This window comes from Uliginosibacterium sediminicola, assembly GCF_039631295.1.
In the GTDB taxonomy this organism is placed as follows: Bacteria; Pseudomonadota; Gammaproteobacteria; order Burkholderiales; family Rhodocyclaceae; genus Viridibacterium; species Viridibacterium sediminicola.
The window spans coordinates 383,035-402,164 of record NZ_JBDIVE010000001.1 but is presented as its reverse complement, the minus strand read 5'-3'; the positions used below and the strand labels follow the sequence as shown (position 1 = coordinate 402,164).

General features: G+C 63.8%; 20 protein-coding genes. 9 read left to right on the top strand and 11 right to left on the bottom strand.

Features of this window, described 5'->3' with window-relative positions:
- Positions 1-7 precede the first annotated feature (7 nt).
- The 3 genes from ABDB84_RS01915 to ABDB84_RS01905 form a co-directional block, all read right to left on the bottom strand.
- Positions 8-826, bottom strand: coding sequence for a peptidoglycan recognition protein family protein (locus ABDB84_RS01915; RefSeq protein ID WP_345917982.1), 819 nt, complete (start codon positions 824-826; stop codon positions 8-10).
- A gap of 2 nt (positions 827-828) precedes the next feature.
- A complete protein-coding gene (locus ABDB84_RS01910; protein ID WP_345917981.1) occupies positions 829-1,665 on the bottom strand; it encodes a hypothetical protein in 837 nt (278 codons plus the stop codon).
- A gap of 132 nt (positions 1,666-1,797) precedes the next feature.
- Positions 1,798-2,124: a hypothetical protein gene (locus ABDB84_RS01905; RefSeq protein WP_345917980.1), complete on the bottom strand. Its 327-nt coding sequence runs from the start codon at positions 2,122-2,124 to the stop codon at positions 1,798-1,800.
- 166 nt (positions 2,125-2,290) lie between these two features.
- On the opposite strand from ABDB84_RS01905, the gene ABDB84_RS01900 reads away from it, so the two are divergent.
- On the top strand, positions 2,291-2,776 hold the full coding sequence (locus ABDB84_RS01900) for a hypothetical protein (RefSeq protein ID WP_345917979.1): 486 nt from the start codon (positions 2,291-2,293) through the stop codon (positions 2,774-2,776).
- A gap of 3 nt (positions 2,777-2,779) precedes the next feature.
- Here the strand turns inward: ABDB84_RS01900 and ABDB84_RS01895 are convergent, their stop codons facing one another.
- Genes ABDB84_RS01895 through ABDB84_RS01885 form a run of 3 tightly spaced genes read right to left on the bottom strand, consistent with a single transcriptional unit; the run spans position 2,780 to position 5,362 of the window.
- The gene (locus ABDB84_RS01895; protein WP_345917978.1) at positions 2,780-4,030 is read right to left on the bottom strand and encodes a nucleoside recognition domain-containing protein; all 1,251 of its coding nucleotides are present in this window, start codon (positions 4,028-4,030) and stop codon (positions 2,780-2,782) included.
- Positions 4,031-4,046: 16 nt separating this feature from the next.
- Entirely contained in the window at positions 4,047-4,952 is a 906-nt protein-coding gene (locus ABDB84_RS01890; RefSeq protein ID WP_345917977.1) for a polysaccharide deacetylase family protein, read from the bottom strand.
- Positions 4,949-5,362, bottom strand: a complete 414-nt coding sequence (locus ABDB84_RS01885; protein WP_345917976.1) for a nuclear transport factor 2 family protein — start codon at positions 5,360-5,362, stop codon at positions 4,949-4,951. Before ABDB84_RS01885 ends, ABDB84_RS01890 begins: the two co-directional genes overlap by 4 nt.
- A 57-nt stretch (positions 5,363-5,419) precedes the next feature.
- On the opposite strand from ABDB84_RS01885, the gene ABDB84_RS01880 reads away from it, so the two are divergent.
- The 3 genes from ABDB84_RS01880 to ABDB84_RS01870 are packed head-to-tail and all read left to right on the top strand — an operon-like array spanning position 5,420 to position 8,839.
- Positions 5,420-7,024, top strand: coding sequence for a gamma-glutamyltransferase family protein (locus tag ABDB84_RS01880; protein ID WP_345917975.1), 1,605 nt, complete (start codon positions 5,420-5,422; stop codon positions 7,022-7,024).
- Between the two features lie 13 nt (positions 7,025-7,037).
- Positions 7,038-8,201, top strand: coding sequence for a PAS domain-containing sensor histidine kinase (locus ABDB84_RS01875; protein ID WP_345917974.1), 1,164 nt, complete (start codon positions 7,038-7,040; stop codon positions 8,199-8,201).
- Positions 8,198-8,839, top strand: coding sequence for a response regulator (locus ABDB84_RS01870; protein WP_345917973.1), 642 nt, complete (start codon positions 8,198-8,200; stop codon positions 8,837-8,839). Before ABDB84_RS01875 ends, ABDB84_RS01870 begins: the two co-directional genes overlap by 4 nt.
- 12 nt (positions 8,840-8,851) lie before the next feature.
- Here ABDB84_RS01870 and ABDB84_RS01865 read toward each other — a convergent pair whose 3' ends face one another.
- The 4 genes from ABDB84_RS01865 to ABDB84_RS01850 form a co-directional block, all read right to left on the bottom strand.
- Positions 8,852-9,808 (bottom strand): class I SAM-dependent DNA methyltransferase, encoded by a 957-nt coding sequence (locus ABDB84_RS01865; RefSeq protein WP_345917972.1) that lies wholly within the window; start codon positions 9,806-9,808, stop codon positions 8,852-8,854.
- 437 nt (positions 9,809-10,245) lie between these two features.
- Positions 10,246-10,482, bottom strand: a complete 237-nt coding sequence (locus ABDB84_RS01860) for a DUF1653 domain-containing protein (protein ID WP_345917971.1) — start codon at positions 10,480-10,482, stop codon at positions 10,246-10,248.
- 59 nt (positions 10,483-10,541) lie between these two features.
- Entirely contained in the window at positions 10,542-11,162 is a 621-nt protein-coding gene (locus tag ABDB84_RS01855; protein ID WP_345917970.1) for a DUF4125 family protein, read from the bottom strand.
- Positions 11,159-12,916, bottom strand: a complete 1,758-nt coding sequence (locus ABDB84_RS01850) for a DUF4037 domain-containing protein (protein ID WP_345917969.1) — start codon at positions 12,914-12,916, stop codon at positions 11,159-11,161. Before ABDB84_RS01850 ends, ABDB84_RS01855 begins: the two co-directional genes overlap by 4 nt.
- A 192-nt stretch (positions 12,917-13,108) precedes the next feature.
- Here ABDB84_RS01850 and ABDB84_RS01845 point away from each other — a divergent pair, with 192 nt between their 5' ends.
- The 5 genes from ABDB84_RS01845 to ABDB84_RS01825 all read left to right on the top strand — a co-directional run bounded on the left by ABDB84_RS01845 (position 13,109) and on the right by ABDB84_RS01825 (position 17,671).
- The gene (locus ABDB84_RS01845; protein WP_345917968.1) at positions 13,109-14,485 is read left to right on the top strand and encodes a CmpA/NrtA family ABC transporter substrate-binding protein; all 1,377 of its coding nucleotides are present in this window, start codon (positions 13,109-13,111) and stop codon (positions 14,483-14,485) included.
- 72 nt (positions 14,486-14,557) lie between these two features.
- Positions 14,558-15,397 (top strand): nitrate ABC transporter permease, encoded by an 840-nt coding sequence (ntrB, locus tag ABDB84_RS01840; RefSeq protein ID WP_345917967.1) that lies wholly within the window; start codon positions 14,558-14,560, stop codon positions 15,395-15,397.
- A gap of 26 nt (positions 15,398-15,423) precedes the next feature.
- A complete protein-coding gene (locus ABDB84_RS01835) occupies positions 15,424-16,278 on the top strand; it encodes an ABC transporter ATP-binding protein (protein WP_345917966.1) in 855 nt (284 codons plus the stop codon).
- A 30-nt stretch (positions 16,279-16,308) separates the two neighbouring features.
- A complete protein-coding gene (cynS, locus tag ABDB84_RS01830) occupies positions 16,309-16,752 on the top strand; it encodes a cyanase (RefSeq protein ID WP_345917965.1) in 444 nt (147 codons plus the stop codon).
- Positions 16,753-17,197: 445 nt separating this feature from the next.
- Complete coding sequence (locus ABDB84_RS01825; RefSeq protein WP_345917964.1) at positions 17,198-17,671, top strand: nuclear transport factor 2 family protein; 474 nt, start codon at positions 17,198-17,200, stop codon at positions 17,669-17,671.
- A 51-nt stretch (positions 17,672-17,722) separates the two neighbouring features.
- Here the strand turns inward: ABDB84_RS01825 and ABDB84_RS01820 are convergent, their stop codons facing one another.
- Entirely contained in the window at positions 17,723-19,117 is a 1,395-nt protein-coding gene (locus ABDB84_RS01820; protein WP_345917963.1) for an esterase-like activity of phytase family protein, read from the bottom strand.
- Positions 19,118-19,130: the final 13 nt, after the last annotated feature.

Here is a 19,130-nt window from a genome sequence, read left to right as displayed (position 1 = left end):
TGTTGGCTCAGCCCAACGTGCGCACGGCGCCGGACCAGAAGTAGTTGCCCTCGGCTGTGAGGTACCACTTCGGGTTGCCGTTGACGGCTTCCCCCTGTTCGGTCCAGCCCACGTAGTTGAGCGTCTGGCCGGCGCGCACCACATCAGCGAGCGGGGCGAGGCGATTGGGCGCGCCCTTGCGCACATTGAGCGTGGTGTTTGCCGTCAGCTGGCCTGTTTGCGACACCGGAGCTGGTGCGCCATGTGTGTCGCCGCCCGCCGTGCCTTGTTTGAATTCGGTCACCACGTCGCGCAGCAGTTGCTCGTAGGTGCGGCGGCTGCGCGCCAGGCCGGTGACCGGGTCGCTCTTGCGCGCGGGGTCGAGGAAGAAGTGGCCGACGATGGCGGTGGCCGGGTCCAGATCGAAGCGCGCGCAGATATTGGCCATTACCCACACATAGCGGCGGTAGGCTTCGTCGGCATCGATATTCGGCCCGAAGCAGTATTCGACGCCAACCGCCGCATCGTTGGCGTTGTAACCGTAGAGATGGTTGTCCGTCTCCAGCTTGTAGAGCACATGCCAGGCTTTTTCGGGCGCAGCGGTCAGCGCCGGGATGCATTCGATGATGCTGCGATCATCGACGAAGATGTGCGCCGAGGCGCTCTCGTCGTTGCAGCTGCGTTTGTAGTAACTGACATTGCCGGCTGCCGTCGAGCCCGGATTGCCGGTGTCGTGCGCGACGATGAATTTGACCGTCGGCCGCATCGGCAAACCCGAGCGGCGCTTGCTGCCTGCCGGCAGATAGTCGGCACTGATGCTGTATTTCTGCGGAAATTCGCTCGCCATGATCAGCCCACCGCTTGAACGTGTTCGTCTTCAACAGCAGTCGCTTCAGCGGGTTTGCTGTCCAGGCTCGGGGTGGCCGGGCTGCGGCGCACGGCCTTGGCCGTGAGGTAGCCACCGTGGCTGATGCCGATCAGCGCGACCAGGCTCTCGTCCGGGCTGGGGAATAGTGCCTGTGCCCCGTATATGCCGGGTGCGTTGACGAGGAAGAAATGACCGAGTCCGACGGCAAAGCTCGCCACGCTGATCAGGGTGAAGAACAGCATTTGCAGCCGTGCGATGTCGAGGTGCGGCGCGGTATCGAGCTCTTCGCCAGTGATCATGTCCGACCAGCGTGCGCTGCTGATGCTGCGATTGGTTGCCAGCTGTCCCTGATGGGTGAAGTCTTCCGGATCGGCCTCTTGTTGCTCGCCCAGCGCAGCCTTGCTCGCTTCGAGTTGTTGCAGGCTGGCGGCGATGCGCTTCTTGCCTTCGAGGATCAGTGGCGAGCCAACCAGGCTGCCGGTGCTGATCCCCATCAGCGCCCACAGACTCGGTTCCAGCGCGATGTCCAGCGGATGTTCCAGGCCCTGGATGATGCGCGCCAGCGCATAGGTCATGTAACCGGAGAGCACCACGCAGGTCCACAGCAGGAGCTGCATGCGTGACAGCGACATGACGTTGCGATCATCGATCAGGGCGCCGCGCCACAGGCCGGTGATGGCCTGACCGGCCGTTGCGGCGACGCCGATGATCAGCGCCAGCAGCAAGAGCCAGCTGAGCAGCAGATTGGCCTGTTGTGCAAAGGACAAGCCGGCGGCGAGCGCCAGCAAGGCGAGCAAGCCCACTCTGATGTTTGCCAAAGTTCTCTCCCCGTGGGCGTCGCGCCCGATCATGTTCAGGTCTGATCTGCTGTGTAGCGGGAAAACGATAAGCTTGCAGGTGGCAAATGCCAAGCACAAAGTACCCAGCTGTACTTCAGGGCAGCTTTTTGATCAGTGCTCGCGGCGGGGGCGGACGCCGCTCGGAGTGTGATGCGTGGGCGGGATGTCGAGTGCCAGGGCCGTGTCACTGAGCTGCGTGTCGGTGGCGAGGGACTCCTTGCCTTCCCGGCGTTGCAGGCGCGCGATATTGCGATCACCCAGCTGCACGGCGAGCGTCGCAGGTGCAGTGCCTTCAGGCTTGGGCGTGGCCGGGATGTTGGCGGGGTCGGGGTCGCGTTCGTTGAGGGCGCTGACCAGGGTGGCGATCACTACACACAGCACAAAGCCCGCCAGCAGGCGCAGGCGGCGCGAGTCTTGACGAAGCTGAGGGCTGTGCAAGGCGTGGTCCATAACAGGGATTATAGCGATCCGTACCGCGCGCTCCGTGCGCTGCCCGTTCGGGCGGCACGCGACAAAATCGTGCCTGGCGCGCCAAAGCGTTTTAGCATGGCGTGCAGACAGCACAGGCGCCGCATCGAGCGCCGCGCGCAAGCAGGGAGTCCTCATGCAGCCTTTGTTCGTGAAGTGGATCTACGTCTTGCCGGCGGATTACGCCCTCAACATCCGCCCGCATCTGCCCGCCGATTTTCGCGCCTGCGCATTCGAGGACGGCTTCGGCCGGCGCTGGCTGGAACTCGATGCGGACGGCACGCTGCGTGTGCTCAAGGGCTACGCCTGGGATGGCTGCACGCCCAAGCTGCGCCTCTTCGGCCGCGTCATCGGCATGCCCGATGGCGGCATCAGCCCCGTCACGCAGCTGCCGCGCGCCTATTACGCCTCGCTGGTGCATGACGCGCTGTACCAGTTTCTCGACACCGGCTTGCCCGTCGACCGTGTCACGGCCGACCGCATCTTTCAGGAGATCCTGCTGCGCGACGAATTCTCGGCCAGCTTGCTCTACTACCTCGCGGTGCGCATTTTCGGCCGCGCGACTTTGTTCTTCCTGCGCCGCCAGCGCGGCTTCTGCGGTCGCATGATTGCTGCGGGCTGAAGCTTAGCTTGGCGGGAAGAACAGGTAGGCCATGGCGATGGCGGCGATCACGCCGGCCACATCGGCAATCAGGCAGCAGGTGACGGTGTGGCGCGTCTTGCGCACGCCGACGGCGCCGAAGTACACCGCGACGATGTAGAAGGTGGTGTCGGTCGCGCCTTGCAGCAGGCAGCTCAGGCGCCCGGCAAAGCTGTCCACGCCATAAGTGTTCATCGCGTCGATCATCATGCCGCGCGCGCCGCTGCCCGACAGCGGCTTCATCAGCGCGGTCGGCAAGGCCGGCACCACGTCGGCCGATAGGCCGCAGGCGACGAGCAGGGCGCCCAGGCCTTGCATGATCAGATCCATCGCGCCGCTGGCGCGGAACACGGCGATGCCGACCAGCATGGCCACCAGATACGGCACCACATTGATGGCGGTGGCAAATCCTTCTCGCGCGCCTTCGATGAAGGTCTCGAAGGCATTCAGGCGCCGCCACACAGCGAGCGCCATGAAGCCCAAGATCAGCCCGAGCAGCACGATGCCGCTGATCAGCGCGCTCTGCTGGCTCAGCGCCGCCGCGCCCAGGCGCGCGAAATACCACAGGCTGCCGAGCACGGCGGTGCTCAGCCCGACCAACCAGGCAATCACCACCGGATGGCGCAGCTCGATCTTCTGGAAGAAGCTCGTTGCGATGAGGCCGACCAGTGTGGCGAAAAAAGTCGCCAGCAAGATCGGCAGGAAAACATCGGCCGGGTTGGCGGCGCCGAGCTGGGCGCGGTAGGTCATGATGCTCACCGGGATCAGGGTCAGGCCGCTGGCATTGAGCACCAGGAATAGGATCTGCGCGTCCGAAGCGGTGTCGGCCGCGCCGCCGTTTTCGACGTGCAGCGCGTGCAACGATTGCATCGCCTTGAGGCCCATCGGCGTTGCGGCGTTATCGAGCCCCAGCATATTGGCGCTGATGTTCATCAGCATCTCGCCGCTGGCCGGGTGGCCGGCCGGAATACCCGGAAACAGGCGGCGGAACAGCGGATCGACGAGGCGCGCGAGCATCTGCACGGCGCCGGCGCGTTCGCCGATTTTCATGATGCCCAGCCAGAAGGCGAGGATGCCGGTGAGGCCCAGGCCGATCTCGAACGAGGTTTTCGACATCGCAAAGGCGTCCTGCACGACCTTGTTGAAGACTCCCGCATCGCCCAGCACCAGCCACTGGTAGAGGCAGCTGGCGAAGGCGCCGAAAAAGAAGAACAGCCAGATGAAATTGAGGACCATGCTGGCAGTGTACCTCTCAGCCCGGCGTTAACGATTGCATGTGCGCGCAGATTGCGCCCGGCGTGCATAGCCAGATTTCGCCGGCATCGCGCGCAGCGGCAATCTGCGTGAGCGCGCGGCGCAGGTGGCGCAGGCGATAGGGCTGGCCGACGAGGTAAGGATGCAGCGCAATGCCCATCACCAGCGGCTGGCGCTGCGCCTGCTCGCGCATCTCCTCGAAGTTGTCGATGATGAGCTCGGCGAAATCTTTGCCGTCCATCTGGCGCGCGACAATCATTGGAATGTCATTGACTTCCTGCGGGTAGGGAATCGCCCACAGCGGCTTGCCGCTACGCGTGCGTAGGGCAATCGGCTGATCGTCGTGACACCAGTTGAGCGTGTAGGCGTAGCCCGCTTCGGCGAGCAGGTCGGGCGTGGCCAAGCTCTCGGCAATCCACGGCGACAGCCAGCCCTGCGGCGTTTGCCCGCTTTCCTCGGCAATGCGTGCGCGGCAGGCGGCGAGCAGGGCGGCTTCGCCGGTTTGGTCCAGATCGCTGTGGCGCATGGCATTGCTGTGGCCGTGGGCGATCAGCTCGTCACCGCGTGCCAGCAGCGCGGCGACGACTTCCGGGCAGTGATCATAGAGTGCGGTATTGATCAGCGCGCCGGTCGGCAGCGCGAGCTGATCGAAGAGCTCCAGGCAGCGCCATACGCCGACGCGATTGCCGTATTCGCGCCAGCTGTAATTGAGTACATCGGGCTCGGGCGAACTCGGGCCGATCTTCGCCCCGAGGCCGCTGCCAAAGGCAAAGTGCTCGATGTTGAAGCCGATATAGACCGCCAGCCGCGCGCCATTGGGCCAGCAGTAATCAGGGCGCTGGGTGATCGCCGAGTAGTCGAAGCGGCCGTGCTCGGGCAGCTTGTCGTGCGCAGGACCACTCATACCAGACCTGCGCGCAGCAGCAGCCATTCGGCACTGTCGTTCCAGACGTCCATTTTCACGATCAGGCCGTCGCGCAATTCGTAGCGATCCACGTAGCGATTGCCCTCGAAGGGCGTGCCATCCGGCCAGGCGCCGTAGAGCGTGCCCAGGTTGTAGACCACGGCGGAGCGGGCATCGCTACCAACCACCACCTCGCTGCGCTCGATGCGCTTCTTCACCCAGGCGTAGCGCGTGGCGTTGAACGCGCTGCATTCGGCGATGTCGGACATGGCACGCGCGCCGGTAAAGTGGATATCGACGTTCGGCGCGACAAAGCGGCGCGCCGCATCCGGATCAGGGATCATGATCAGGCGCAGGAATTCCTCGACCCGCGCGGCAGGGTCCTTGCTTATATCCACACCATCATTCACGGGAGTCTCTCCAATGGCCAGTTATCAATCTGTCATCACAGCGCCCGGGGCTTGCTGATGCCCGCCGCCAACACCGCGCAGCGTGGCCGCAAAGGCATGCTTTGTGCGCCACACCAGCTTGCTGCCGAAACCGGCGCGGCGGTGCTGCGCGAAGGCGGCAATGCCGTGGAAGCAATGGTAGCGGCGGCGGCAACGATTGCCGTCGTCTATCCGCATATGAACGGTATTGGTGGCGATGGCTTCTGGCTGATTGCCGAACCCGGCAAGCCGCCTGTTGCGATCCGCGCCTGCGGCCCGGCCGCAGCCTTGGCCACGCCCGAGTTCTACGCCGCGCAGGGCGACACGCAGATCCCGACCCGCGGCCCGCGTGCGGCGCTGACTGTCGCGGGTGCGCTGGCCGGCTGGGATCTCGCCTTGCAGCACGCCGCCCAGTGGGGCAGTGCCTTGCCCCGCGCGATGCTGCTGCACGACGCCGTTCTCTACGCGCGTGCAGGCGTTGCGGTGACGCGCTCGCAAGCTGCGCTGACGGCGGCCAAGTGGCATGAGCTGCAGGCTGTGCCGGGCTTTGCCGAATGCTTTGCGCCGCGCCATGCCGAGGGCCATTTGCCGCAGCTGGGCGAGCTGCAAGTGCAGCCACGTCTGGCCGCCAGCCTGGAGCAGCTGCAGCGCGCGGGCTTCGATGATTTCTACCGTGGCGATCTGGCGCGCAGCATGGCGGCCGATCTGGCCGCTGTCGGCAGCCCGCTGCGTCTGGCCGACTTCGAAGCCTTCTGCGCACAGGCGCTCTCGCCCTTGTCGGTCGATCTGGCCGTCGGCCGCGTTTTCAACCATCCGCCGCCGACCCAGGGCGTCAGTGCGCTGGCGATCCTCGGCATCTTCGAGCAGCTGGGTGTGGTGAGTGACGAGGGCTTCGACCATGTGCACGGCCTCGTCGAAGCGACCAAGCGCGCCTTTCGCTGGCGTAACGCGCATGTCGGTGACCCGGCCTGCATGCGCGCCGATCCGGCGGCTTTCCTCGCGCCGGGCTCGCTGGCCCACGAGGCGGCGCAAATCGACCTGCTGCGCGCCGCGCCCTGGCCCGAGATCGCCCAGCCCGGCGACACCATCTGGATGGGCGCGGCCGATGCGCAGGGGCGCGTGGTGAGCTACATCCAGAGCGTGTATTGGGAATTCGGCAGTGGTCTGGTGCTGGCCGAATCCGGCGTGCAATGGCAGAACCGTGGCGCCAGTTTCAGCTTGCAGGCCGGGCCGAATCAGCTGGCGGGCGGGCGCCTGCCTTTTCACACCCTCAACCCGGCGCTGGCCCAGCTCAAGGACGGTCGTGTCATCGCCTACGGCACCATGGGTGGCGAGGGTCAGCCGCAAACCCAGGCGGCGGTGTTCACGCGCCATGTGCTGGGCGGGCAGGACTTGCAGGCGGCGATCAGCGCGCCGCGCTGGCTGCTCGGGCGCACCTGGGGCGAGGACTCGACGACGCTCAAGCTCGAATCCCGTTTCGACCCGGCCCTGGTCGAGCAGCTGCGCGCAGCAGGCCACGCCGTGCAAGTGCTCGGCGAATTCGAGGACAGCATGGGCCACGCCGGCGCAGTGAGCCTCGCTGCTGATGGCAGCATGCTTGGTGCCCATGATCCGCGTGCCGATGGCGGTGCCGTCGCGGCCTGAGTAGGATGGCGAAATGTTCGCCAATCTCCACGACCTCTCGCACCACCACGCCTGGCGCCGCCAGCTTGAAGCCCTGCTCGAATCGACCGGCGAGGGCATCTACGGCATCGACTTGCGCGGGCGCTGCATCTTCATCAACCAGGCAGGCGCGGCGATGCTGGGTTTCAGCCCGGACGAAGTACTCGGCCGCAACATGCACTACCTGATGCACCACTCGCATGCCGATGGTCAGCTGATGCCGGTGCAGGACTGCCGCATCTTCCGCGCTTACCAGCAAGGCCAGGGCGTGCGCGTCGAGGACGAAGTGCTGTGGCGGCGCGATGGCTCATCCTTCCCGGCCGAATACGCCAGCTATCCGATACTCGATGGCGACAAGGTCGTTGGTGCGGTTGTGACCTTCAATGACATCAGCGTACGCAAGGCGGCCGAGCGCGCCTTGCAGCGTGCGCACGATGAGCTGGAGCAGCGCGTGATTCAGCGCACCGCAGATTTGTCTGCCGCCCATGCCCAGCTGCAGCAGTCGCACAGCGCGCTGCAGGCGCTGTCGTCCCATCTGGAGCGTGTGCGCGAGGAGGAGCGGCGCCACATCGCGCGCGACATTCACGACGATCTGGGCGCCTCGCTCACCGCCTTGCAGCTCGAACTCAACTGGCTGGGCCAGCGCCTGAGTGAGCAGCCGGCGCTGCGTGGCAAGGTAGAGGGCATGCTCGATATTGCCGGTACGGCAATGGAGGCGTTGCGCCGCATCCTCACCGATTTGCGCCCTGGCGTGCTCGAACATCTGGGCCTGTGGGCGGCGCTGGAATGGTTGCTGCAGGACTTTCGCACGCGCAGCGGTCTGCAGTGCGAATACCGTTGCGCCAGCCTCGTCGAGCGTTGTCGCCTGGGGCGCGAGGCTGAAGTTGCGCTCTACCGCATCGTGCAGGAAGTGCTGACCAATATCGCCCGCCATGCCGAGGCCAGTGAAGTGCTGCTGCAGGCCAGCGCCGAGGCCGATCGCCTGGTGCTCAGCGTGCGTGACAACGGGCGCGGCATGCAGATCCCCACGCAAGCCACCAGCTTCGGCCTGCTCGGCATGCACGAGCGGGCCCGCGCACTCGGCGCTGAACTCCTCATCGACAGCGCGCCCGGCGCTGGCACCACGGTGAAGCTCATCCTCGGTGGAGTCTTCGCATGAGCGCCGCAGGCATCAATATCCTGCTGGTCGATGACCACATGATCATCCGCCGCGGCCTGCGCCAGATCCTCGCCGAAGATGCGCGTATCGGCCAGATCGAGGAAGCCGCTGACGGCCCTGCCGCACTGCGCAGCCTGCGCGCTGGCCGTATCGACGTGGTGCTGCTCGACATCGCGCTCGGTGATCGCGACGGGCTCGATGTGCTGGGCAGCGTGCGCAGCGAATTTCCGCGCATCGGTGTGATCATGCTGTCGGTCTATCCGGAATCGCAATTCGCACTGCGCGCGATCCGCAGCGGTGCCAATGGCTACCTCAACAAAGGCTGTGCGCCCGACATCTTGCTCGCCGCCATTGTGCGCGCGGCGGAAGGCGGCACCTATGTTACGCCCGAGATCGCCGAGCTGATGACGCAGGACATCCGCCGCGACCATGCGCGCGCGCCGCACGAAGCGCTCTCCAACCGCGAGTTCCAGGTGCTGCAGCTGCTCGCCCAGGGTCACGCCATCAACGACATCGGGCGCCAGCTCTCGCTCTCCGCCAACACCATCAGCACCTACCGCGCACGCATCCTGCAAAAGCTGCAGCTGGCCAACAACATCGAGCTGGCGAACTACGCGCTGCGGCATCAGCTGGTGTGAGTCGACTCCGCCTTAGCTTGCCTTGCTGTACTTCATGAACCAGTTCGGCAGGTTGCCGTAGATGGTGTGCCAGGTCTTGCCGGCGGGGATCAGTTGATGGCGCTGGGCGAGCTGGTTGAGGTAGCGCTCGCTGTGGCAGTGGCGGAGGTTGCCGCTGCAGGTGACCAGGGTGTCAGCGCTGTCGGGGCAGGGCCAGTTGTTGAACAGCAGCAGGCCGCCGGGGGCGAGCAGGCGCTCGGCCTGTTCAAACAGCCAGTCCGCTTGCGGGAAATGGTAGATCGCGCCGATGCACTGGATCAGGTCGAAGGGGCCTGACAGATTTTGCAGCACGCCGATGGCATCGCCCTCGTGCAGCTGCGCGTAGAGGACTTCGCGGCCGGCGCGGCGGACGCCGCTGACATCGAGGTCCACGCCTTCGATATGGTCGCCAAAGCCGATCAGCGGCAGGGCGCTGAGTCCGGTGCCGCAGCACAGGTCGAGGATGCGCAGCTTGCCGCGCTGGTGCAGGCGGGCGAGCTCCGGCGCGGCAGAGACGACCACGCGGACCGCCAGATCGATGTGCAAGGCGTTGTCATCGTAACTTTCCTGCTCGGCGGCGACGATGGCGACCGACTCGGTGTGTTCGGTGCGACGCTCAGGGCTGAGCGCCAGCGCGAAATAGCGCAGGGCCAGCGCGTGTTCTCCGGTGTGGAGCGCGATGGCGGCGAAGTGGTTGGCGTACTGGTATCTGAGATTGTCGTCCGCGATGCTGGCCAGCAAGGGGATCAGCAGTTCATCGAAGTCCTCCACGCCCAGATGGACCGCCACGCGACGCTTCATCGCCGGCACCAGAGCCCGGTCTTCGCTGAGGGTGCTGCGCAAGTCGTTGATCAGGACATTGATCAGCGCGCTGATATTGACGCTGCCAGACAGCACCTGCTGGCACAGTGTGTAGATCTCGGCTTCAGTTTTGACCGGTGTGTTTGACATGGCAGCTTGTCTGAGAGGTTTGCGGCGGAGCGCCCTCACGCGGGCTTGGGGCGCGTTGCTCACTGAGCCCGAAGTACCAAGGCCGTGCTTGCCATTATCTGTCTTGGCTGAGCCTTGTCCTTGCGGAAGTAGATGCGTATTTGAACCTTAATTTGGCGGCATGCGCGGTCCTAGGGCGTGTTCGCAGTAGGCGAGGGCTTGCGCTCGCACGCAATGGGTGCAGGGCAAGGCGCGGCGACGCTGGCAGGGTAGTCTCCTGGCGAGTCGCCGCAACGCAGCCATGCGCCCATTTCGTCCGAGCCCTTCGGGTTGAGGACTATGGCCTGCGCTACTGCGTTGCGCTCCTTGTGCGTGGGAGCCACCCCGCACCGCGTCGCACGCCTTGTCCCGCAAGCCATAGTCCTCAACGCAATCCCCTCGCCTACTGCGAACACGCCCTAGCCCAGGGGCGCGAAGCGCGGCACGCGCTGGCCGTCGATCTCCAGCTCTTCGAGAAACATCGCAAAGGGGCGCACCCAGCTGCCGCTGTCGTTATAGAGCGGGCGGTAGAGCACCATTGGCTCAAGGCTCTCGCTGTGGCGGACGACGCCCAGCACTTCGTATTCGCCGCCCTTGTAGTGGCGGTAGCGGCCCGGCGCGATGCTGGGCAGGGGGGCGAGGTCGTCGCTGCTCATGCTGGCTTCCTGATATTGGCAGCTTGCCATGGTAGCGCGCAGTGCGGCGGACGTGGCCTCTACACCGCTTGCGAGCCGGCTTCCAGCTTGCGCTCGGCGGCGGCCAGGCTGGTGTAGCCGTAGAGGCGGGCGGTGTGCTCCATGGTCTCGGTGCTGAGGTTGCGGTCTTCGCTGCGGTAGCGGTCGACCAGCTTGCAGTAGAGAACTAGCGTGTTCGGCGAGTAGGTGTAGAGCTCGCCGCGCAGATAGGTTTCGAACGATGTGGAGTAGGGCGTGTCCTGCGTCGTGCGGATCAGGCGCGCCTTGTCCGACATGTGCGGATACTCGCGTGCGAAGGCTTCGCGCCAGGCTACTTCGACGGCGACGACGGCTTCGATGCGTGCAATTTGTGCGGCCTCCAGCACCGGCAGCAGGTGGGCGAATTCGGCATAGCGCGCGGGCGCGGTGGAGGCCATCATGCGTGCGTATTTTTCCTGCACGAGGTTGCGGCCGGCGCGCTTGGCGCGTTGCAGATCGTCCAGATAGGCCAGTTGCGTGGCTTCGTCCCAGCACAGGAACTGGCTCTTGCGCATGATCTCGAAGGTTTCGTGATCGTCCTGACAGCTGGCGCGGCCGCCTTCGTTCTGCACCGCGTCGAAGGCCTGCCACTCAAGGCTGATGATGGCTTCAATGATGTTCATGCTGGGCTGCTCCGCTTGCGTCCGAGAATGGTGTCGACATGCGTTTCGAGAAAGCTGTCGCCGGCTGTGCTGAAGTCTTGCGCGATCAGTTCGTCCAGCACCGTCTGGCAGATCTGCGCGACGAGTTCCTGGCTGGCGTCGATTGGTGCGCGCGCCAGTGCATCGAGCACGCCATGCAGATCGCCTAGCTTGGGCAGCGTGCGCAGGCCGCGATGCAGCCATTTGTAAACCGGTGCGTAACGACGGTTGAGGACAAACGCAGCGCAACAGGCATGGCGCATGAACTCGGCACGCGCCAGCTGCGCCGTGACCAGCTCGCCGCGTTGCAGGGCGCGCGGCAGATTGTATTGGCCGCTTTGCGCCATCTTGGCGACGGCCTGCGCGAGCTTGCGGCGGATGATGCCATCCGGGTAGTAAGCCTGCAGCTGTGCACGCAAGCGGCTGAATTCGCCCAGCGGGTCGGCAAACACTTCGCCATTGCAGGCGCAAGCCAGCAGCTCTTCTGGAATCTGCAGCCAGTCGGCATCGCTGACAGGCAAGTTGGGTGCGCCGAGAAACTGCGCGTAGAAATCACTGATGCGGAACACGCCGACGCGCTGCTCGCTGCGCGGGCTGACCTGGCGCGCCGCGAAGCCGGCGAATTCGCGTGGCAGCTGGGCGTACTCGGTTTGCAGGCGTGCGCCGAACAGCGCGTAATCTTCGTCAGTGAGCCAGATGCAGAAGCCGGGGCCGAAGTCGTGGTCACGCGACAAGGCGTCGTCAAAGCCGAAGCATTCCGAACCATGGCCGACCAGGCCAAAGGCAATGCGCTGGGCCACCGGCGCGAAGCTGGCCAGCAATTCGCCGCGCACCGCCTGGTAATAGCTGCGTGCCAGCTCCAGCCCCGACATCGCTGCCGGCTCGGCCTTCTCGACATGCAGGATCTGCCGCGCCTCGGCCAGCAGGGCTGCGCTGCGCGCCGGATCAAGACGGTCGAGCGCCAGTGCCAGACTCTCCAGGGTGATCGCGTACTGCGTGTTCTTGCCAAAGCGTGGCACGATCTCGGCCAGCGCTCGCTCGTACAAGGCAACGGCTTCCTGCAGCCGCCCTTCCTTGTAGTTGAGTTCGGCGAAGGCGGCCAGCGCTGCGCTGTAGTGACCACTGATGCGGGTTTGCGATTCGAATAGCCGCAGCGCTTCCTGCAAGGCGGCGCGCGACTCGGCAAGCTGGCCCAGGCGGGTGCGTGAGAGTGCCAGATTGGTCAGCGACACCGCGACGTCGACCTCGCCACCCTGGCGCGTGCGGATCAGCGGCAAGGCCGCATCGAGGAAGGCGATGGCCTTGGCATGGTCGCCGGCTTCCTGCCAGGCCAGGGCGAGATTGTTGTACAGCGAGGCGACCAGGTAGGTGTCCTGTACCTGCAAGGCGAGAAAGCGCTGGCCGACCTCTTCAAACAAGCTGATCGCCTTGCGCGTCTGACCGTCTGCGCGGTAGGCGGTGGCGATATTGAGCAGGGTCGTGGCGTAGTGGATGCTGCCCTTGAGGCCCATCGCATCGAGCAGGCCCAGCGCCTTGTCGCCCAGCGCGAGCGCATCGCGAAAACGGCTCTGGCTGCGGTAATAGCCCATCAGCTCGTTGAGGATGCTGAGCGCCGAGCCCTTGTCGCCCTCAGCCTCGGCGCGTGCCAGATGCTCCAGCATGAAGGGCTCGACCTTGTCGTACTCGCCGCGCCGGAACAGACCGTCAAGGGTCTGCAGCGTGTCCTGCACATTCATGACTCATCCTCTCTTGATCCAAGCCCAGCCTAGCAGGCGCTGCATGTGCCGATTGCGTACTGGATCAAGGCTTGTGCAGCTTGTGCGCCCGGCGCTGTAGTGATTCCACTACACGACAATCATCGCCGTCTTGATAGCCGCCCGGCGGCCTGCACCCTAAGCTTGCTCAAGCTTTCAGGAGAGGACGCTGACATGTCTGCATTCAAGGATCCATTCGATCATCGCAACCAGCTTGGCGCCGGCAGCTGCAGCTGCGGCCGCCACCATTCGCAGGCCGAGCATGACGCCGCCGCGCTCGATCTGGCGGCCGACGCTTCGGATGAGGCAATGAACCAGCGCGTCATCGAGTCGGCGGTGATGCGCGCTGTGTTTCCAGACGATGCCAAACGCCGCCGCTTCTTGCAGGCCGTCGGCCGTTCGACGGCGCTGGCGGCGATTTCCTCAGTATTCCCGTTTGGCGCGCTGGAGGCCATGGCCGCCGAGAAAGCGCCGCTGGAGAAGACCAGCCTGAAGATCGGCTTCATCCCGATCACCTGTTCCAGCCCCATCGTGATGGCTGATCCGCTGGGCTTCTATCGCGCCCAAGGCCTGGATGTGCAGGTGGTCAAAACGGCAAGCTGGGCGCTGATCCGCGACAAGGTCATCAACAAGGAATACGACGCCTCGCACATGCTGGCGCCGATGCCCATCGCGATGTCGCTGGGTGTGGGCTCGAACCCGCTGGCGGTGAATGTGGCGACAATCCAGAACACCAATGGCCAGGCCATCACGCTGGCGATGAAGCACAAGGACAAGCGCGATCCGAAGCTGTGGAAGGGCTTCAAGTTCGCCGTGCCCTTCGACTACTCGATGCACAACTTCCTGCTGCGCTACTACGTTGCCGAGCATGGTCTGGACCCGGACAAGGACATCCAGATCCGCGTCGTGCCACCGCCCGAGATGGTGGCCAATCTGCGTGCCGGCAATATCGACGGCTTCCTCGGCCCGGACCCCTTCAACCAGCGCGCGGTGTATGACGAAGTGGGCTTCATCCACATTTTGTCGAAAGATATCTGGGATGGTCACCCCTGTTGTTCCTTCGCTGCGCCGGCCGAGTTCGTCAAGCAGAACCCCAACACCTTTGCCGCGCTGTATCGCGCCGTGCTGACGGCCTCGAAGATGGCGCGCGATCCGAAGAACCGGCCGATCATGGCCGAGGTGCTGTCGCCCGCCAATTACCTCAACCAGCCCAAGACGGTGCTGGAGCAGGTGCTCACCGGCCGCTTCGCCGATGGTCTGGGCCAGGTGCAGAACGTGCCGACACGCGCCGACTTCGACCCCTTCCCCTGGTATTCGATGGCAGTGTGGATCCTCACCCAGATGAAGCGCTGGGGCTATGTGAAGGGCGAGGTGCAGTACAAGGACATCGCCGAAAAGGTGTACCTGCTCACCGATGCGAGGAAGCGCATGGCCGAAGTCGGCATCGCCGCGCCCAAGGACAACTACGCCAAGTTCAAGGTGCTCGGCAAGGAGTTCGACCCGATGAAGCCGGAGGCGTATCTGGAGAGCTTTGCGATCAAGCGGACGTGACGATGTTCCCTCTCCCGTGAAACGGGAGAGGGGAATCAAAAACCCGCGCACCGAACATAAGCCGTTAAAAACATGAAACCCGACACCTGGAAATCCGCCCTGCTGTCCGTGCTGATCTTCGTCTTCTGCATTGGCGTGTGGCATCTGGCGACCCTGCCCAAGGCGCCCAGCGCGCAGAGCGCGGCCAATGACGAATACGCGGCGCTGCTGGGCAAGGCCTCGGCCAAGCAGACCGGCTTTCCGCCGCCGGCCGAAGTGGGGCGTGCCATCGTCAACTATCTGGCCGACCCGTTCTACGATCACGGCCCTAACGACAAGGGCATTGCCATCCAGCTGGGCCACTCGCTGGCGCGCGTCGCCGTCGGCTTTCTGCTGGCTGCGCTGGTGGCGATTCCGCTTGGGTTCGCCATCGGCATGTCGCCCTTGCTCTATCGCGCGCTTGATCCCTTCATCCAGGTGCTCAAGCCTATTTCGCCGCTGGCCTGGATGCCGCTGGCGCTCTACACCATCAAGGACAGCAATGTCTCCGGCATCTTCGTGATCTTCATCTGCTCGCTGTGGCCGATGCTCATCAACACCGCCTTCGGTGTGGCCGGTGTGCGGCGCGACTGGCTCAATGTGGCACGCACCCTGGAGGTCAAGCCGGTGCGTCTGGCACTGACGGTGATCCTGCCGGCCGCCGCGCCGACCATCGTTACTGGCGCGCGCATCTCGATGGGCATTGCCTGGCTGGTGATCGTTGCGGCCGAGATGCTGGTCGGCGGCACAGGCATCGGCTACTTCGTGTGGAACGAGTGGAACAACCTCGCGCTGCCGAATGTGATCTTTGCGATTGTCATGATTGGCGTGGTCGGCATGCTGCTCGACCGCATTTTCGCAGCGCTGCAAAAGTTCGTCACCTACGCCGAGTAGGGCGCCCATTCATACGGAACGCTCACATGCCTTACCTGCAAGTCGATCAACTCTCCAAGACCTACGTGCGCGGCGCCGAGCCGGTGTTCGAAGGCGTCAGCTTCGGCATCGAGCGTGGCGAATTCGTTGTCGTCATCGGCCACTCGGGCTGCGGCAAGACCACCATTCTCAATGCGCTGGCCGGGCTGGAGGCGCCCTCGGCCGGTACCTTGATCGTCGATGGCCGTGAGGTCGTCGGCCCGGGCCTCGATCGTGGCGTGGTGTTCCAGAGCCACGCACTGATGCCCTGGTTCAGCGTGCTGGAGAACGTCTGCTTTGCCGTGCGCTCGCGCTGGCCAGACAAGTCGCGCAGCGAGATCGAAGCGCATGCGACACAGTTTCTTGAAATGGTCGGCCTGGGTGCGGCGCTGAAGAAGAAACCTGCCGAACTCTCCGGTGGCATGAAGCAGCGCGTCGGCATTGCGCGCGCTTTCGCCATCCAGCCCAAGATGCTGCTGCTCGACGAGCCCTTCGGTGCGCTCGACGCGCTCACGCGCGGCACCATCCAGGACGAACTCCTGAAGATCGTGCAGGCCACGCAGCAGACCGTGTTCATGATCACGCATGACGTGGACGAAGCCATCCTGCTCGCCGACAAGATCCTGCTGATGAGCAACGGGCCGCGTGCGCGCATCGCCGAGATCGTCGTCAACACCCTGCCGCGCACACGAACGCGCGCCGGCCTGCATCATGATCCGCAGTACTACCCGATTCGCAATCACCTCGTTGATTTTCTCGTCAGTCGTTCGCAGCAGTACGCCGGCTTGCCGCCGGCCGAGCCGCTGCTGGTGCGCCCGGGTCTCGCCGCGGCGCAACAGCTGCCCGCCTGCCTCACCAACTGAATTCCACCTTAGCCAGCAAGGAGCTACACCATGAACCGCTACGACGTCACCGAACTCATCGTCTCGAAGAAGATCCAGAAGAAACTCAAGTGGTCGCAAGTCGCTGAAGTCATCGGCTTGTCCAAGGAATGGACCACCGCCGCGCTGCTCGGTCAGATGACGCTTACCGAAGAACAGGCGCAAAAAGTCGGCGCGCTGTTCGAGCTGCCCGAGGAGGCCATCAACCTGCTGCAGGTCGTGCCTTACAAGGGTTCCTTGCCGACCTCCGTGCCGACCGATCCGCTGATCTACCGTTTCTACGAACTGGTCAATGTGTATGGCACCACCTTCAAGGAGCTGATCCATGAAGAGTTTGGCGACGGCATCATGAGCGCCATCGACTTCAAGATGGATCTGCAGCGCGAGCCGAATCCGATGGGTGACCGCGTGAGCATCACCATGAGCGGGAAGTTTCTTCCGTACAAGACTTACTAAACACGGGGCCTTGGCCTCATGCTGCTCAGTTAAGAAATATTCAGTTTTGGGACGACGGATTTTTGACGCAAAGGGCGCGAAGAAAGACATAAGGCCCACAAAGGAAACCCAAAAATCGTTTTACTTTGCGTCCTTTGCATCGAAAGCCAGCGCATCAAACATGTACATAGCCTAACTGAACGTTATTTAGGGTCTTGGTCCCTATAGTAGTTAATTTAGGCAAATTGCATTTTTTGCCAGTGTTTTGGCAAGAAGGGCAGCACAAAAAAGCAGAGCTCCGCAAAGAAAATCGATTCTCTTTTCCCTTTGCGGACCTTCTCTGTCTTTCTTTGCGCCCTTTGCGTCGAAAGTCCATCGTTTAAAAACTGCACACGCTCTAACAAAACCGTAGTTGCCCCGTGGTTCGGGTTTTACCCTCCATTTTCAAAACCAAAAGGCTGCCTTGATGAACACTTCCGCCCGTCCTCCGCTGCCGCCCTTCACTTTCGAAACCGCCGTGCAAAAAGCGCGCATGGCCGAAGACGCCTGGAACTCACGCGATCCCGTGAAGGTGTCGCTGGCCTACACGGCTGACAGCGTGTGGCGCAACCGTGCCGAGTTTCTGCGCGGGCGCGAGGCGATAGTTGAATTTCTCACGCGTAAATGGGCGCGCGAGCTGGAGTACCGGCTGATCAAGGAAGTCTGGGCCTGGCAGGACAATCGCATTGCCGCGCGATTCGCCTACGAATGGCATGACGATGCCGGCCGCTGGTTCCGCGCCTACGGCAACGAGAACTGGGAGTTCGATGAACTGGGCCTGATGCGCCGGCGCATCGCCAGCATCAACGATCTGCCGATCAGCGCAGACGAGCGCCTGTTCCACTGGCCACAGGGCCGACGGCCCGATGATCATCCGGGCTTGAGCGAGCTCGGCTTGTGAGCCGCTGCCCTGGCGAAACGAAAGTCGCCAGGGCAGGCAGCGCGGGCCAGCTTACTTCGCGTCGATCAAAGCCTGGATGTCGAGCAGGGTGATCTCGTCATCATCCGGCTTGCCCAGGGTGCGGCCAGACGAGCCCGGATAGTTGTTGTCGTTCACCACCACGATGTGATGCGCATCGACAATCGCCAGACCCTCAGGGCCCAGATGCGGCAGGCTGAACACTTCCTCGTTCGGGCCGCGCTTGGCCAGGCGCTGCGGATTGGCGATCTTCAGCAGATCGATGTAAGCCACCTTGCGCACAAAGCCATTGGCATCGACGTTCGACAGGTCGATCTTGTAGACGCGCTTGAATTTCGCCGGGCGTGTGAAGCAGTCCGTGCGCTCTTCGCCGGGGCAGGCCGGCGCCACGCCTTCCGAAGCGTCGTCACGCTCGATGACAAGTCCGGTCGTTGCGTCGAGCATCTGGAAGTCGGCCATCACATTGCCGGCCTCTTCGAAGGCGTACTTCCATTGCTTGCCGCTGTAGCGCTGGCTCGCCACGTCGAATTCCAGAATATGCGTATAGGGTTTGCCGTTGAACTTCTCGAAGTCCTTGGTCTGCGCGTCGTACAGCGGCCATTCGAAGGCCGGGTAGAGTTTCTTGCCATCGGGCGACTTGGCCATCGGCTCGAAGCCGCCGGAGCGCTTCACCTCCCACTGCGGCATGGCCTCATTGGGCAGATTGGGCAGGCGGCCGAGCAGGTAGTGGTCCGGTGAGCGATAGCTCTTGCCCTCGACCACGGTTTCGACCACGCCGAGCACCTTGCCCTTGAGGTCGGTGCGCAGCAGGTAGGGGCCGAACTCGTCGCCGACCCACAGTTCATTGCCGACTTTCTGGATCGACTCGATGTCGAAATCCACGCCGGTCAGATAGCGCTGCGCCTGGGCTTCGTTCTGGATGGCGAAGGGCACCTTGCGATCCGGATCGTGCAGGAAGCTGGTGTTCTTGCGCGTCACCTTGCCGCTCTTCCAGTCCACATGCATCGCATGCACCATCAACAGCGCATCTTGCGAATTGATCTTGTTGCCAAAGCCGTTATCGCTGATGACCAGGTAATTCTCGCGATCCAGCGAGACGATGCCCGAGAAACCCTGCACCGCCTGACCCTTGACCGGCAGCGCGCCGCCCGTGGCGCGCGGCTTGGAGCCACCGACATTGGTGTAAGACAGCTCGCTGCCCAGCTTTTCATTGCGCTGGCGCGCGGCATTTGCAAACTTGCCGGCTGTTGCAAAGAAGGCGCCAGCGTCCTTGGGGGCGCTGACCGTGCTATCTGTGGGCAGGGCGGCGTGGCCTGCCAGCACGGCGCTGACGGCTTGCTGCGCCTGGGCGACATGCATCAAGCCGGCCAGAGCCAGCGACAGACAAACGGGGCGCAGACGCGCCAGAGAAAACGGGACAGCTGACATGAAAGACTCCGCG

Excerpts from the sequence above, each read along its gene's own strand:
- ABDB84_RS01890 (WP_345917977.1), bottom strand. The coding sequence starts at position 4,952 with ATGAGTGGTCCTGCGCACGACAAGCTGCCCGAGCACGGCCGCTTCGAC.
- ABDB84_RS01860 (WP_345917971.1), bottom strand. The coding sequence starts at position 10,482 with ATGAGCAGCGACGACCTCGCCCCCCTGCCCAGCATCGCGCCGGGCCGC.
- ntrB (WP_345917967.1), top strand. The coding sequence starts at position 14,558 with ATGAAACCCGACACCTGGAAATCCGCCCTGCTGTCCGTGCTGATCTTC.
- ABDB84_RS01820 (WP_345917963.1), bottom strand. The coding sequence starts at position 19,117 with ATGTCAGCTGTCCCGTTTTCTCTGGCGCGTCTGCGCCCCGTTTGTCTG.
- ABDB84_RS01915 (WP_345917982.1), bottom strand. The coding sequence starts at position 826 with ATGGCGAGCGAATTTCCGCAGAAATACAGCATCAGTGCCGACTATCTG.
- ABDB84_RS01845 (WP_345917968.1), top strand. The coding sequence starts at position 13,109 with ATGTCTGCATTCAAGGATCCATTCGATCATCGCAACCAGCTTGGCGCC.
- ABDB84_RS01835 (WP_345917966.1), top strand. The coding sequence starts at position 15,424 with ATGCCTTACCTGCAAGTCGATCAACTCTCCAAGACCTACGTGCGCGGC.
- ABDB84_RS01880 (WP_345917975.1), top strand. The coding sequence starts at position 5,420 with ATGCCCGCCGCCAACACCGCGCAGCGTGGCCGCAAAGGCATGCTTTGT.
- ABDB84_RS01895 (WP_345917978.1), bottom strand. The coding sequence starts at position 4,030 with ATGGTCCTCAATTTCATCTGGCTGTTCTTCTTTTTCGGCGCCTTCGCC.
- cynS (WP_345917965.1), top strand. The coding sequence starts at position 16,309 with ATGAACCGCTACGACGTCACCGAACTCATCGTCTCGAAGAAGATCCAG.
- ABDB84_RS01865 (WP_345917972.1), bottom strand. The coding sequence starts at position 9,808 with ATGTCAAACACACCGGTCAAAACTGAAGCCGAGATCTACACACTGTGC.
- ABDB84_RS01850 (WP_345917969.1), bottom strand. The coding sequence starts at position 12,916 with ATGAATGTGCAGGACACGCTGCAGACCCTTGACGGTCTGTTCCGGCGC.
- ABDB84_RS01900 (WP_345917979.1), top strand. The coding sequence starts at position 2,291 with ATGCAGCCTTTGTTCGTGAAGTGGATCTACGTCTTGCCGGCGGATTAC.
- ABDB84_RS01875 (WP_345917974.1), top strand. The coding sequence starts at position 7,038 with ATGTTCGCCAATCTCCACGACCTCTCGCACCACCACGCCTGGCGCCGC.
- ABDB84_RS01825 (WP_345917964.1), top strand. The coding sequence starts at position 17,198 with ATGAACACTTCCGCCCGTCCTCCGCTGCCGCCCTTCACTTTCGAAACC.
- ABDB84_RS01855 (WP_345917970.1), bottom strand. The coding sequence starts at position 11,162 with ATGAACATCATTGAAGCCATCATCAGCCTTGAGTGGCAGGCCTTCGAC.
- ABDB84_RS01870 (WP_345917973.1), top strand. The coding sequence starts at position 8,198 with ATGAGCGCCGCAGGCATCAATATCCTGCTGGTCGATGACCACATGATC.